Origin of the sequence: Chryseobacterium sp. OSA05B (assembly GCF_019970065.1) — a bacterium.
In the GTDB taxonomy this organism is placed as follows: domain Bacteria; phylum Bacteroidota; class Bacteroidia; order Flavobacteriales; family Weeksellaceae; genus Chryseobacterium.
On the sequence record NZ_JAHXYH010000001.1, the window covers coordinates 1,523,841 to 1,538,134 of the forward strand.

Here is a 14,294-nt window from a genome sequence, read left to right on the forward strand (position 1 = left end):
TGATTCTCAAGAATCAATTTACCTAACACTTGTTAGTCGAAGAATTACGACACTTTTTAAAATTTCCTGAAAAACTTTTTTGTGATAATATAATTACTTCTATTTTTGGTGACATAACACAACAAACCACACAATATTAACAATTAAAATTTACTTATCATGGCAGAAAGAAATTCAAGAGGAATTTTAAAATTCAACGGCGGTGAAGGACAGAAGTTATTAAAACTTAACTACAGTGTATCCCGCTCTACAGACGTTTCCGGAAGAGTAGCATCAGATCCTTCCAATGCATTGATCAAAATCACAGTAGAAGCTACTGAAAAATCTGACATCCTTGAAAGCCTTCTTAACGGAAAGTACAAGCCTACAACCGGAGAAGTAACATTCAACAAATCTCACGAAGAAGGAACACTGACTACTTTGAAATGGGAGAACGGATATGTAATTCAGCACGAAGTAGACTTCGATGCAGTAGATGACAACAGTATGTACATCAGCTTTGTAATCAGCGCAGAACAAATCGACCTTGGAACTTCTTCTTACAGAGGAGAATGGCCTTCATCTTAAGAATGTAATTCCTACATCAAAAAAACAGCAGACAGAATGGTACACCCGGCGTGAGGGATGCTGTTCTGTCTTTTTTGACTGTACTTGCTACTTTGTAACTAAAAATGAAGGTACAGATGATTTAGGATTATATTTTCCAGCTTTAAGTTTATACCAAAACAATACTAATCATGGAAGAAAGCAGCAATTTTTCATTCCGTCCCGATCAATACAAGGCTCCTGGTAATGCAGATAAAATTTCTGTAAACCAAATTCCGGGAATCAACCGTGTGGTAAAACTGGATATTGTGATTGAAGGAAAATCTGTCAATCATTTTAAACATTTCCGTTTACAGCAGAGTGCAAGGCGGCATCATCACTTCGAACTTATCCTTGCTCATGATTCTTTGGGCTCCACACAGAACCACAATCTCGAAGAAGCCCGCCAGTTCCTGGGAAAAAGAATCACCGTAGTCTTTAAATACAAAGATTACGAAAATGAAAGTCCTGAAAGAACTTTTGTGGGCGTTATCACCAAGGCAGCATTCAGTCAGGAAAAAATGAGTCTCGGCAATATTGTTCTGAAAGGGCAAAGCCCTACTATCCTGATGGATTCAGCACCTCATACCCAAAGTTTCGGAGGTACACAGGCCGTTAATACGGGAATCATTGCAGACAAGGTCATCAAAGAAGCTTTAGGTTCTTCAAAATTCGATTTCCGGGTTGACACTCAGAATAAAAGTTATATCAATTACAGCTCCCAGTACAACGAAACCCATTACAATTTTCTTGCAAGAACTGCGGAAGCCTACGGTGAACAGTTTTACTATGATGGTGAAGTCCTCCATTTCGGAAAACTTCCGCCTTCCGAAAAACCTGTTCGTCTCATTTACGGCAGCAACGTAAGTGATGTTCAGGTAGAACTGAAAGCCGTGCACACCAAACCTGAATTTTTTGGATATAACAGCAGCAGCCACACCAAAATGGCCGGCTCTGAAAATAATATCAGGCACCAGGGAGAAATTCCGGCCAAAGCCTATGAATTAAATAACAACATCTTCAAAACCCGCTCCCTCTCCCCTGCTCCGGTGAATGCCAATATGTTTATGGATGTGGACGATTCACAGAAAAGTGCAGCAGGAAGTGCAGCGGTAGAAGTTTTTACGGTTTCAGGAAATACAACAGTTCCGTTTCTGTATCCCGGATGTACCGCCGATATTGAAATGCGTAAACCGGATACAAGCCAGACTTCCTATTTTACGAGATTAACCGTTACCGAAGTCTTTCATGAAGTGAATGCCAGAGGATATTACACCGGAAGTTTTGAAGCAGTGGCGGAAGGAACAGGCTTTATGCCTAAACCGGATTTTATCACCCCCAGCGCAGAACCACAGGTAGCCACTGTAATTTCTAATACAGATCCTATGAATCAGGGACGTATTCAGGTACAGTTTGACTGGCAGCGAAATCCCGACACGACTCATTTTATCAGAATGATGAGTCCTGACGCAGGAGGAACGGATGCCATCACACAAAACAGAGGTTTCGTAGCTATTCCGGAAGTTGGAGACCAGGTCATGGTAGGTTTTGAGTACCATCATCCTGATTTTCCTTTTGCAATGGGTGGAATGTTCCATGGTCAGGTCGCTTTAGGAGGCGGATTGAACAATCACATTAAATCGATTCAAACCAGAAGCGGAAATAAAATAATTTTTAATGACCAGGAAGGCAGTATTTTTATAGAGGATCCGAGTGGCAATACCTATTTAATGGATGGCAAGGGAAATATTACGGTGAATGCTCCAAAGAATATGACTTTCACCGCCGGAGAAAATGTACAAATCAATGCCGGACGCAATATCATCGCTTCCGCACAAAGAAACGTCAATATCATGGCTGGTGAAGACATCACTGAAACCGCAAACGATGATTACAATCTTACAGCAAGCAATATTATTGAAACGGCAGAGGCTGGCAGAAGTTCCAGAGCAAAAAATATCACGGAAAACATGGAAGCCGGATCCTACATCAGTACGAAAGATGCTATCAATGTAGAAAGTGCAAAAGAAGTCAATATCAACAGTGGCAAACAAGTAAAAATGCAATAGTATGGCTGGCGAAGGCGGAAATATCATACGGAATGTCTTTGGCAAATCTTACAAAGAAGCAGAACATATCATGAAAGATGCTTCCAAAGGTGCATTGGATTTTAAATCACCTCAGGAAAATACCTTTTATGGTAAAAAAGGTGGTAAGAAACTGGATGAGTATAAAGCTAAAAAAGACATTTTACCTCTCAGAGTTTTAGCTGTAAAATGTTATGAGGATTTTGAATGTAAAAAAGAAGTCACCATAATAGAAAAAGATAAAAGATATTTTTATAAAGTAACCCAGTATAACAGAACTCCCAATAAATCTGACCTGAAAAATCTAAAATGGGGCATTCAATATGATAATGGGACTATATCAAATGCCCTTCAGGTAACCGGAGAGGAAAAAATTTCTCACTTTGTATCTAAAAAGGATACCACCACTACAAAAGTAAGAGTATATGCTTTTTTTAAAGCACCAAATAAAAATGCCAGTGTTGAGGTATATCTTCAGCATTTGAGACTTGTAATTACTGATAAAACAATTGGATATTCAATTATCAGAATTTTTGACATCGCTAATAAAGGGATAGGAACTACAAATCCGGCATGCATTGTCAATGTTTACAGTGCAGAGCTAATATTGATGAAGCCGAATGAACAAAAGAAATTATATTCATTCGGGGTAACTAGAGACGGATGGCAAAAAATAGATGAAATTGACAAGGATACTTACTATTTTATAAACAGAGCCTTTGAGCCAAAGGATTCAGCTGATAATGTGTATAATTCTATCGATTATATTTATCCAAACCAAATAAAAGGCTGGATACAATTTCCTGCTTTTAAACTTTCCCAAAATAATAGCTTGAAACTCGCCGCAGAACCTATCGAAAGGAATACAAAATTGGATGGCAAAACTCCAATACCTGAAAAAAGGGACGATATAAATTTTGCAAAGGATGTGATGATTCATATTGGAGGCCATTATTTAAGAGGCGGCACTGTATATATGGCACAACCTGGTGGAGTAAAAGTTGGAGTAGACTGGCTTGGCGGATCTCTGGGATGCTTTGGCTTTGTAGAAAGTGTTGATATTAAATCAAGTATTGCTTTGGCACAAAAAGCTCATGACGATGATGACTTTGATGACTCTATGTCTGATAAAGAGTGGTATAAAACGGTAGAAACCATTAATACCTATAGAAAACAATATGGTTCCGACTTACTCATCCAAGTAGTTAAAAGAACAAATGCAAAAAAGAGTACCACCTATAAAAAAGAAGATATACTTTGGGAATAAGATTAACAAATAAACAGTTTAAGCTCTTGATAATAGAGTTCCAGGATCAGCCTGTTGAAAGCAAGATATTTATTAAAGTAATGAATATCCTTGCAATTTTATGCCTTATTTTTTTAATTACAGGAGTTATAAGTGTCGTGATTACGGCAATATTTACAGGATGTTTTACATCGGATACTGATAATAATTTAGATTGTCTAAGTAATAGAGAAATTGCCTTTCTTTTTGGGAAAATTTTGTTGATTTTCTTTATCATGAATTTTTTCTTAAGTGTAATTATTCTTCTATTTAAAGCTTCTGAAAAGAATTCTGGTGAATGATCCTGATTAGAGGAGCAATCAATGTACGAATACAGTATTAATGAATAGATTAATTATGAAAAAAATATTAATCATTGCAGGTACAGCAGCAGGCCTATTCTTTTCAGTTTGGGATTCTATGGTGAGTTATGCAGATACTGCTCCTCCGGATAACCCAATAGGAATTGAAATTACTTCCTGGACGTTCTTTAAAGAGAACACTTATATATATGTTCATCGGAGGCATAATAGGATGGGTGATTAGTTTGTTTATCAATACTTTTTCTAAAAAAGATAAAAGCAGAGTTTAATAGAATATAAAAACAGCCAGCATGCAAGAAAACCGGGTAAAACCTTTTCAGAAATATTCAGGGACACATGTTTATCATGTGGAAAACTCGCTTGAATTACAGTTTGGAGAAAAAAAAGGCTTCCATTCTTCCTGCAAACTCAATATACAGGAAACGGAAAATGAAGACCAAACCAAAAACTGGCTGATAGAAAAAATAGAGGACGCTCCCCTCCCATCTGAAAACATCTTTATGGAAATTCTCCAGGAGCTGGAACAAAGTTCTTATCCTGTTGAAGTAAAAGTGGATGAAAAAGGTGTTTTTCTCAGTGCTTCGGACCATCAGAAAATGGTAGAAAGCTGGAAACAGAAAACAGCAGGAATTCAGGAGAAATACCAGAATTCAGACGTGTTCAGAAATCAATACCTGAATGCTCTGGAAGATGAATCACTTTTTTACAGGAACAAACTGAAAGAACCGTTCTGGAACCTTCTCTTCTTTGCACCATCTTATGTAGATAACGGTGAAAAAACACACGAAAAATTTACGTGGAATATCAAAGGAATCGGAGATGTGGAATGCGAAGGAACCATATTAGCCGCACAGAGAGATTATGGTTTTGATGCTTTTTTCACCTCAGAAATCAGCATCCCAACTGATATAAAAGAAGAAATCAACAAAAAATACCAACCCAGAGTAGAGCAGTATAAAGCAACGCTCACCATTCAAATGGAATACAACTCCCCGAAAAGACAGTATTCAAAAAAGAAAGCTGACTTCATCCTTTCGGACGGAGAAAAGATATTATACCGGGAAATAAGCAGTATTATATAACTTTATGAACACATAACATGGCAGATAAAGGATTTATTATTGTAGAAGGCGCTACTGCGTACTGCAGCAGTTCCGTAGCCAATAACTCCAAAGGGACTGCCGTTCCGATGGAAGTAAAAAGCCAGAAAAAAAAACTCGGCAAAAACAAATATTTCGCCCAAAGCAAGCCTATAGCCACCTACCTTGATGATAAAGCAGAAAGCTTCGGCGGCGGTAACGGGTTCGGCAACTGTAAAGGCTCGGATGGGAAGCCTTATCCGTGCAAAGCAAAATGCAGCCTCAAGTATAAAGATTATTATGAGAATGTAGAATTCAATAAAAGCATGAAAATACTGCTAGATGTTTCTACAGCTACCTGCCCGGGATATGGCGTTCCGGGAACTGTTTCCTTTGCCACCACCGGACAGTCTAACAATGTTTCACAGATCGATGTAAAAGAAGCAGATGAATTCTCAGTAGCCAACACATCGCCGCAATGGCAAACAGCTGGTACTTCTTCTACGACAACATCCGTGAATTCCATTTCAATGACGCTTCCGCAATCTGCGGCTAAACCTACCGGAACTTATTATTATTTACAGCTCCCTAAAAATCCTCTGACTTCCTTTTTAAACCCTTTTTCGCCGGATAATATTACATTGAATGCTCAATTTAAAGGCGATGCTACAAAAATTATATGGGCGATTTTCAAAGGTGAAGACACCAAAGACAAAGTGAAAACGTTTATCGGTCTGGGAAGTGTTTTCAATCAGTCATTAAGCAAAACTTTTGACAGTCTTCCGGAAGGAAAATACAGAATAGAAGCCTACGGAAAAAAAGCAGGCGATAAGAACTGTGCAATCATTATTGAAGTCGTAAAAGATTTTGTCAAAAAAATTGTAACTCCGGGAACTTCTACCCTGGTCAATATTCCTATTCCCGTCTCTGTAGAATATAAACTGAGCACCAACGCTGATCAGTTGAAAATTCTGAACGGAACAAGTTTTCTGCCTTTCGCTCAGATCGCTCACTGGAGGATAAAACAAGGAACAACCGTATTGTATAACAGCCATTCAGGGACGGCTTCACCCCATCTTGTGGGCGTAGCAAGAGCCGGAGGACAAACGCTTCTTAGCTTTAAAAATGCGGGGAAATATACCATAGAAGCATTTACAGATCCCAATGATCCCAAACCGGAAACCATAGAAATAAAAATTGAAAATACATTAGGCGTAATGGGTGTCAGCGGAGAACCTGGATTACTTCGTTCCGGAGATGTGCTTAAAATCCAGGCTTCCAAATTCAATGTAGCTTATCTCCCTGCTGCGGGGAAAACGGTTCACTGGTACCTGAAAAAAGAAGGATCAGGAAGAATTACCGCATTCGAAAGCTCGCCTTCATTCAAAACTGCAATCATTAATAAAAGAGCTGATGCGTTCCTCAGTCAGGATGCTCAACTTTCAAGCGGCGATTATCTGGGAAAATATACCGTTGAAGCTTATGCTAATCCTCTTGGAGCGGGAAAACAACCTGCTTTTACAGGATCAGATACTTTTCATTTTGAGATTATCCAAAATGTGATTGACAAATTTACTTTACCCGCCGGAAATATTCCCAAAGGCACTAAAGTAAAATATACAGCTACCGCAAGAATTGCAACTCTAGCCGGAAATGAAGCCATAAAAATAGAAGTTCCGCAGAATGTTACCGACAATGGTGACGGAACTCTTACGTTCAATGAGCTGGGTGAATTTACCCTTTCCGCTTATTTAACCGGCGATCATACTGACAATAAAAAGATTGAAACCAAAATAAAAGTTTCACAACCCGCTATAAAAAGAGCACTCTGGGCCTATGGAACAGGTGTAAAACGTACAGAAACCGGGTTTGGGGAAGACACCTATGGCTTCGTGGAAATTGATGGCCTGCAGAATCAAACCCTGAAAGTAAAAATATGGGTTAAAGGCGAAGGCGACGATTTCTACAAGCAGAAAGAGAAATTTATGCTGGAAGAGAAAAGTGTAACCCTTAACAGTGAAGGCAAAGCTTCTTTCATAATCAACACCACTGAAGATTATAAGAAAAAACTTGATACTGCGATTCCTAAAACAGCAGAAAACCCTACTCCAAAATACCGTCTCGTATTTACCATCGAACTTCAGGCAAGCACTTCAACCGACGTTGTACTGCCGGCCACTATTTCAATAGAAGGGACAAAGCCTGTGGTGATAGATGCTACCACAACGTATCTTGAAGTTCTGGACTCCAATGAAGAACTGGTCATTACATCAGAACAGAAAATTGTGTCTATCATGTTCTCCACTGAAAACGGAAAAGACATCCAGCGCGAACAGACTTTCTACGGAAAAACCCATAAAATCTGGGTACATACCGTGAATATGACCGAAGAAATTCTGAAAATAGATGTTTTCAAGGAAGTTCCCAAAGAAGGCCTTAACGAAAAAGACCACATTATCTACACCCACGAAAGCAAAGAGACCTATAAAGAAGAAAAAACAGGCAAAGACGGTCTGGTAGAAGTTTCTTTCACCGCAAAGGAAGAATGGAAAAACCCGCCAAAGAATTTCGATTATTATATTGCCCAGGTCTCAAGACAGCTGAAAGATCCGGCTGATCCCAATAAAAAAATCTGGAAAGCAGAAAAGCTTCAGGTAACCATCAATGACAGTCTTCCCGCTAATCTGGTACGTACGGAAGACATGGAAAAACTTGGCATTAGAGCTAAAAAACAGGACGGAACTCCATTTACACAAGAGGAAATGCTCGAACTCCGAAAACAGTTTATATTTTATGAAGCCGGCTGCCTAAAGGTATCTCAAAAAGAGACTCCGGAGGCTATTGATAATGATGTGAAGCCGGTGGTGGTGGAAATGGCGGAGGTGAAAAGACAAGGAGAAAACGGATGTCCCCGATGTAAAGCTGAAATCACAGTTGAGATTCTTAAAAAAGTATATAAGAATGCAAAAAATGAAGATTTACAGGAATTAGCATTATCTTTAAACAAATATAGAAATGTTTTTGAATTGAATACCTGTGCAAGAAAGGCCCACTTTTTTGCGCAATCTCTGCAAGAAGCTGGTACCAGTTTAAAAGGAGGACTTCACGGAGAAAGTCTGGATTATCCTGCAGAAGAACTTCCAAAGCATTTCAAGAATTTTAGGGAAAACCCTGAATTAGGTAAACAAAGCCCACCAAATGATTTGGCATACGAGTATGGGCGAAGTTCAAAAAACGGGTATACAGCCAACGAAAAGAAAATTGCCGAAATTGCATATGCGGGACGATTAGGCAATGAATCAGTAGAAGATACCTGGAACTTTAGAGGAAGAGGCTTACTTCAGATAACAGGAAAAGGAAACTATAAAAATGTTCAGGCAAAAATAGATTTAAAAGCTTCTGATTCTGGGGTGAAGATTTCAGAGGGAGTAGATCGGGATTATACTCCAAACGAAGCGGCAGTCACTGGTATGGCTGATTGGTATAAAGATTCAATGTATTTAAAAGCTGATAATACAGGTAAATCCGCTGATGATGTTGTAGTAGATTCTATTATTGATATTTTAAATAGTCTTACTCCTTCAAGGCCGCAGAGAAAAATCTGGTATCGTGGAGGAAAACTGCAAAACTGGGAAGTAAAACCGAATGAATCTATGAAAGCTGTATTTCAGGTAGCAGATTGCAGTAAAGATTCTTCTCTCAACCTTACAGGTGATGCTCCTTGGTTTAAAGTGGCATGGAAAGAATATGAAAAGTATAAGGGATTAAAAGAAATAGACAGCCCTTTAAAAGAAAAAATAACAGAATACTTCGATGTTTCTTCAGCTGCAGGATTAGGATATGATTACAGCAATCCGTGGTGTGGTGCGTTTCTGGCTTGGTGCTTTGATCAAACTCAGGATTTCAAAAGAATAAATACACCGAAAAGTGCCGCTGCTTTTGGATGGAAGGCCACCGCATGGGATAATGGAGAAAATTGCGAAGCTTTTGTTGGAGCTTTGATTGTTTTTGATTTTTCACATGTTGCTTTAATTGCCGGTGAAAATATGGATGGAACAAGATATGTTTATTTAGGTGGTAATCAAGGAAATGGAGAGTCAACAGCTGGCCATCAAAAGATCATCTTAGGATCTGTCGATAAAAAAAGCAGTTCAATTATAGCGATTACTAAACCTAAAAAATATACTATTTCAGAAGACGATAAAAAACTTCCGAAATACGACATCAGTGCAGAGAATTCGAAGGAGAGTTCCAGATAAAAAAAGATAACTTATGAGTGTAAAAACTAAAATCAAGCTTGCTTCTTTTTTTTTGATAATCATCAGCAATTTGAGTTGCCAGGAAAAAAAGCATATAACTGAGAATCATCAAAAAACAATAGGTATGAGTGACAATGTAATTCAAGCAGTTTTAAAAAAACAACTGGAAGAGGGTGCAACTATCTCTATTGATCAAGCAGGAGCAGAACTTCCAAAAACTCCTTTCACATTAGAAGAACTGAATGCATCAGCACAGACTGTAGATGATATTTTAAAATCTAATGGATTTCAGGAATTAAAAGAAGAAGATTTCAATAAAAAAATTAAGAATATATTCGGAAGAATAATAGATACCAAATCTGATACTAAGTTTTTATATTTAAATTTTTTGGATCAATGTGACAGAGAGTTTGTCATGTATAAAAACAACGGTGTAGATTATGCCGGCCTTTATATTGATAAGCCTCGAAAAATCATCACAGAATTTTATTATCTCCCCGAAATTCTGGACTATCAAAAAGAATTTTCTGCCTTGAATGAAATTGAGACAAAAAAAATAATCCGCCATTCAAGTAATCAAAATATGGAAATCGAAATCCCACATTGGAAAGATGTTCCGGATCTTAAAGAGCAACGAAAAAAAAATAATCAGACTATAATCGCCCGAAATATGTATTTATTAAATGATAATAAAACATATATCACTTGGCTTACTGCTCATGATAAAAAATTTATAAAAATGTTAGTGAAAAATTTTGGTTATGATCAAGAACCAAAATTTAATGAGATGCTTATTAATGATTATATTTCAGCCAATGATCAATCTAAAATAGGAGAACTTATTTTTTCAAAAAATTGCAAAAAAGAACTGGAAATTCATGAAGGTATTCTAAAAAGCATTGTTTCCATTTATAAAACGAACTCTAATCCAAAAGACTTGTACGGATTATTAGAATTTTGCAGGAAGCTGCTTAAGAGTGAAGAATTCAATGATTATTCGGAGAAGGAAAAGGTTAAAATGATCGCCTATATAGCCAACACATACGATATTTTATTTAAACAAAACCATAGAATTCAAAATGGCTGGGACTCGAGATGGAATATTCTTGGTGAGTGTTTCGAAGGAAGCTCACAACATACAATAAAATGGTCACAACTAAAAGATGAAATGGTTAAAAACAACTATTATAATCTTCCGAATCTAAAAGACTTGATCAGCTATGCAGAAGGTTTTGACAGTGTTGGCGCACCTGATTAATGCAACATATTAAGGCATAATCAAAACGGTTGTGCTTTATTTATAAAGCGACACATAAAGATGAAAACTATTTTTCTCATACCATCTTCAGAATTAAAAAATTATATACCGGTCAATTTCAGAATGGTTAAAGCATTCTGCATGTTTACTTTTTTCTTATTGGGTCCCAGCTTCTTATTTTCACAAGAGCTGGATCAGGTCATAGTAAAGCAAAATCTGCTCTTTCGAAATCCTCTTACCACAAAGGATTATGGATTACATGGAAATGTAAAAAAATTGGAGAAAAGAACTTCTTTTGCAGACCCAAAAATAAGCACAGTATATGAAACACTCTTCTTTTCCGGCACAGGCCTGCTTACGAAGAAAGCATATTACAGCGAAGGAGAAAAGGAGCCCAATCTAATATATTATTATCATTACAATAATAACAGGCTTGACAGCATAACTAACACTCACCACATAGAAAAGGAAGTTTTTAATTATGATGACCGTAACCGTCTTATTAAAAAAATTACCTACGGAAAATACGACGAAACCAAAGATGAAATAGATGAAGCAGAATCTTTTCACTATAATTCTGAAAATTATATCATTAAATCGGTAAAAGATTCTGCAAACCTTGTTATGGAATCTAAATACAACAAAAAAAAACAGATCATACAGATCAAAAGTTACTATACCAATAATCCTGAAAATATGGCTGTGACAGAATATCAATTCCAAACGTTATATGATAAGCCCGATGTTGTGATCACTAAAAGAAATGAAAAAACTCAAAATACCACTATCTACAAATGTGACATAAAAGGAAACCATATCGAAACAATAACCATCTCTCAGAATAAAACGGCAAATAAAATACAAAATAGTATGATCTATGATCAACACTCTAACATCACATCCAATATCATCTCTGATAAGGGTAATAAAATAAGTGAAACAGTGCAGAAAATAGAATACTATTAATATTCTGTCATTAGCAGGAATTGTATGGAAAAAACAATCTAAAAAATTAATACTGGCATTCCGGAAAGATATAAAACCTGCCTTGTCTGATTTGTGAAAGGAATTTTTTCTAAAACAGCTTAATCCAGCCCTAAAATACACTTTAATTACTGGCGTGTACCGTATTACGTTTTTGTTCATGCATCTCATTAATAATGCTTAAATTTGTCGAAAACCAAAACATATGTCAACAGCAGCAACAGCAAAAAACTCACAGTATTTTATTGACCTTGAAGACAAACATGGAGCGCATAACTATCACCCTCTTCCAGTGGTTCTTGACCGCGGAGAAGGCGTTTTTGTATGGGATGTGGAAGGTAAAAAATATTATGATTTTCTTTCAGCATATTCTGCTGTGAACCAAGGACATTCTCACCCGAAAATTGTAGCTGCTTTAGTAGAACAGGCTCAGAAACTGGCCCTGACTTCAAGAGCATTTTACAATTCAAATTTAGGAGAGTACGAGCAGAAGATCACTTCTCTTTTCGGATTCGATAAGGTTCTTCCTATGAATTCCGGAGCTGAAGCCGTAGAAACTGCCGTAAAATTAGCCAGAAAATGGAGCTACGAAGTAAAAGGTATTGCAGAAAACGCAGCCAAGATCATCGTTTGCGAAAATAATTTCCACGGAAGAACCACCACTATTGTTTCATTCTCCAATGATCCGGATGCCAATCAGAACTATGGCCCTTTCACACCCGGATTTATTAAGATTCCATATAATGATACTGCAGCATTAGAAGAAGTATTAAACAGAGAAGCAGGAAATATCGCCGCATTTTTAGTGGAGCCTATTCAGGGTGAAGCCGGTGTGTATGTTCCGGACGAAGGTTTCCTGAAAAATGCTTCTGAGCTGTGTAAAAAACATAATGTACTGTTCATTGCTGACGAAGTTCAGACCGGTATTGCAAGAACAGGACAACTGATCGCTTGCCACCACGAAAATGTACAGCCTGATATTCTGATCTTAGGGAAAGCCCTTTCCGGAGGAATGTACCCTGTATCGGCAGTATTGGCAAATGATACGATCATGAATGTGATCAAGCCGGGACAGCACGGTTCTACATTCGGAGGAAACCCTATCGCATGTGCTGTGGCAGTAGCCGCTTTAGATGTGGTTGCCGACGAAAAACTGTCAGAAAGAGCAGAGCAACTGGGTCAGCTTTTCCGATCTGAGATCAAAAAAATCATTGAAAGAAACAGTCTTATTACCAAAGTGAGAGGAAAAGGCCTTTTAAATGCGATTCTGATCAACGATACTCCGGATAGCTCTACAGCATGGAATCTATGCTTACAGTTAAAAGAAAACGGTCTTCTGGCAAAACCTACCCATGGAAACATCATCAGGTTGGCACCACCTTTGGTGATTACAGAAGAGCAGCTTTTAGACTGCGTCAGAATTATTGAAAAAACTATCACAGAATTTCGTTAATGAAGTTATCCGTCTGTTATATTGTTCTAAATGGAGAAAGAATCATCGAGCAAAGTATCAGTAGCATCTACGAGATAGCTGATGAGATTATTGTTGTTGATTCTTTTTCCACAGACAAGACCGAAGAAATCTGTACCGGGTTTCCGAAAGTAAAATTTATCAGAAAAAAATTTCTCGGCTTCGGCTGTCAGAAAAACTATACCCTGTCTGAAGCTTCAGGAGAATGGATTCTGTTCCTGGATTCCGACGAAGTTCCGGACGAAACAGCTGTTAATGCTATTAAGGAAATTTTAAAAAGCTCCAATCCTCCTTATAAAGTCTATGAGATCCACTTCAACAATATTCTGCTGAAGAAAACCATTAAATATGGTGGTTGGGGTAATGTTTGGAGAGAAAGATTTTTCAAAAAAGGTCACGGAAAATATACGGATGATCTGGTGCATGAATGTTTTGTCACTCAGGATAAAAAAGGAAAACTGCCCGGAAATATCAACCATTACACCTATAAAAGTATTGCCCATCATATTGAGAAAATCAATAATTACACACAGCTGATGGCAGAGAAAAAAGTCTTGAACGGAAAGTCAGTATCTCTTTTTAAGATCATCTTTTCTCCCTTTTATGATTTTACGAAAACCTATTTTTTAAAACTGGGTTTTCTGGATGGGGTTGCCGGATTTTACATCTCTATTACCGGGGCGTTTTATACGTTCCTGAAATATATAAAGATCAACGAAATCTACAAGTTCAAATAATATCCTTTTAATTAAAATAAAAAACAGCCGGCTGCAATTGATAAGCAGCCGGCTGTTTCTTTATTCCACTGTATTCTGTACAGTTTTAAAAACGCAACCGGTTATACATAGTCGGATGCCCTCTGTTGATCCTTTACTGCCTTTATTCAGTCCTGATTCTTTTTAAATTTGGTTCAGCCAGTCAGCGTTTTAAAGTTAATTTTAATGTATTTTTAAGCTCACGCAT

At 37.5% G+C, this 14,294-nt stretch carries 11 protein-coding genes; 10 read left to right on the forward strand and 1 reads right to left on the reverse strand.

Features of this window, described 5'->3' with window-relative positions; translation table 11 throughout:
* The first annotated feature begins 159 nt into the window (after nucleotides 1-159).
* The 3 genes from tssD to LC419_RS06915 all read left to right on the forward strand — a co-directional run bounded on the left by tssD (nucleotide 160) and on the right by LC419_RS06915 (nucleotide 3,939).
* The gene (gene tssD, locus LC419_RS06905) at nucleotides 160-567 is read left to right on the forward strand and encodes a type VI secretion system tube protein TssD (protein WP_090025711.1); all 408 of its coding nucleotides are present in this window, start codon (nucleotides 160-162) and stop codon (nucleotides 565-567) included.
* Nucleotides 568-737: 170 nt separating this feature from the next.
* A complete protein-coding gene (locus LC419_RS06910) occupies nucleotides 738-2,654 on the forward strand; it encodes a type VI secretion system Vgr family protein (RefSeq protein ID WP_223606653.1) in 1,917 nt (638 codons plus the stop codon).
* Between the two features lies 1 nt (nucleotide 2,655).
* Complete coding sequence (locus tag LC419_RS06915; protein ID WP_223606654.1) at nucleotides 2,656-3,939, forward strand: hypothetical protein; 1,284 nt, start codon at nucleotides 2,656-2,658, stop codon at nucleotides 3,937-3,939.
* Nucleotides 3,940-3,985: 46 nt separating this feature from the next.
* Here the strand turns inward: LC419_RS06915 and LC419_RS06920 are convergent, their stop codons facing one another.
* A complete protein-coding gene (locus LC419_RS06920; RefSeq protein ID WP_223606655.1) occupies nucleotides 3,986-4,195 on the reverse strand; it encodes a hypothetical protein in 210 nt (69 codons plus the stop codon).
* Nucleotides 4,196-4,314: 119 nt separating this feature from the next.
* On the opposite strand from LC419_RS06920, the gene LC419_RS06925 reads away from it, so the two are divergent.
* From LC419_RS06925 to LC419_RS06955, 7 genes are all read left to right on the forward strand, one after another.
* Nucleotides 4,315-4,503 carry a hypothetical protein gene (locus LC419_RS06925; protein ID WP_223606656.1) on the forward strand — a complete coding sequence of 63 codons (189 nt, stop codon included), beginning with the start codon at nucleotides 4,315-4,317 and terminating at the stop codon, nucleotides 4,501-4,503.
* Nucleotides 4,504-4,570: 67 nt separating this feature from the next.
* A complete protein-coding gene (locus LC419_RS06930) occupies nucleotides 4,571-5,362 on the forward strand; it encodes a hypothetical protein (protein ID WP_223606657.1) in 792 nt (263 codons plus the stop codon).
* A 17-nt stretch (nucleotides 5,363-5,379) separates the two neighbouring features.
* Nucleotides 5,380-9,618 carry a PAAR-like protein gene (locus LC419_RS06935; protein ID WP_223606658.1) on the forward strand — a complete coding sequence of 1,413 codons (4,239 nt, stop codon included), beginning with the start codon at nucleotides 5,380-5,382 and terminating at the stop codon, nucleotides 9,616-9,618.
* A gap of 13 nt (nucleotides 9,619-9,631) precedes the next feature.
* Nucleotides 9,632-10,876, forward strand: a complete 1,245-nt coding sequence (locus tag LC419_RS06940) for a hypothetical protein (RefSeq protein WP_223606659.1) — start codon at nucleotides 9,632-9,634, stop codon at nucleotides 10,874-10,876.
* Nucleotides 10,877-11,017: 141 nt separating this feature from the next.
* The gene (locus LC419_RS06945; RefSeq protein WP_223606660.1) at nucleotides 11,018-11,842 is read left to right on the forward strand and encodes a hypothetical protein; all 825 of its coding nucleotides are present in this window, start codon (nucleotides 11,018-11,020) and stop codon (nucleotides 11,840-11,842) included.
* Nucleotides 11,843-12,065: 223 nt separating this feature from the next.
* The gene (gene rocD, locus LC419_RS06950; protein WP_223606661.1) at nucleotides 12,066-13,313 is read left to right on the forward strand and encodes an ornithine--oxo-acid transaminase; all 1,248 of its coding nucleotides are present in this window, start codon (nucleotides 12,066-12,068) and stop codon (nucleotides 13,311-13,313) included.
* Nucleotides 13,313-14,068 carry a glycosyltransferase family 2 protein gene (locus tag LC419_RS06955; protein ID WP_223606662.1) on the forward strand — a complete coding sequence of 252 codons (756 nt, stop codon included), beginning with the start codon at nucleotides 13,313-13,315 and terminating at the stop codon, nucleotides 14,066-14,068. Before rocD ends, LC419_RS06955 begins: the two co-directional genes overlap by 1 nt.
* Nucleotides 14,069-14,294: the final 226 nt, after the last annotated feature.

Excerpts from the sequence above, each read along its gene's own strand:
- LC419_RS06930 (WP_223606657.1), top strand. The coding sequence starts at position 4,571 with ATGCAAGAAAACCGGGTAAAACCTTTTCAGAAATATTCAGGGACACAT.
- LC419_RS06945 (WP_223606660.1), top strand. The coding sequence starts at position 11,018 with ATGTTTACTTTTTTCTTATTGGGTCCCAGCTTCTTATTTTCACAAGAG.
- LC419_RS06915 (WP_223606654.1), top strand. The coding sequence starts at position 2,656 with ATGGCTGGCGAAGGCGGAAATATCATACGGAATGTCTTTGGCAAATCT.
- LC419_RS06935 (WP_223606658.1), top strand. The coding sequence starts at position 5,380 with ATGGCAGATAAAGGATTTATTATTGTAGAAGGCGCTACTGCGTACTGC.
- LC419_RS06920 (WP_223606655.1), bottom strand. The coding sequence starts at position 4,195 with ATGATAAAGAAAATCAACAAAATTTTCCCAAAAAGAAAGGCAATTTCT.
- LC419_RS06940 (WP_223606659.1), top strand. The coding sequence starts at position 9,632 with ATGAGTGTAAAAACTAAAATCAAGCTTGCTTCTTTTTTTTTGATAATC.
- tssD (WP_090025711.1), top strand. The coding sequence starts at position 160 with ATGGCAGAAAGAAATTCAAGAGGAATTTTAAAATTCAACGGCGGTGAA.
- LC419_RS06925 (WP_223606656.1), top strand. The coding sequence starts at position 4,315 with ATGAAAAAAATATTAATCATTGCAGGTACAGCAGCAGGCCTATTCTTT.
- rocD (WP_223606661.1), top strand. The coding sequence starts at position 12,066 with ATGTCAACAGCAGCAACAGCAAAAAACTCACAGTATTTTATTGACCTT.
- LC419_RS06955 (WP_223606662.1), top strand. The coding sequence starts at position 13,313 with ATGAAGTTATCCGTCTGTTATATTGTTCTAAATGGAGAAAGAATCATC.
- LC419_RS06910 (WP_223606653.1), top strand. The coding sequence starts at position 738 with ATGGAAGAAAGCAGCAATTTTTCATTCCGTCCCGATCAATACAAGGCT.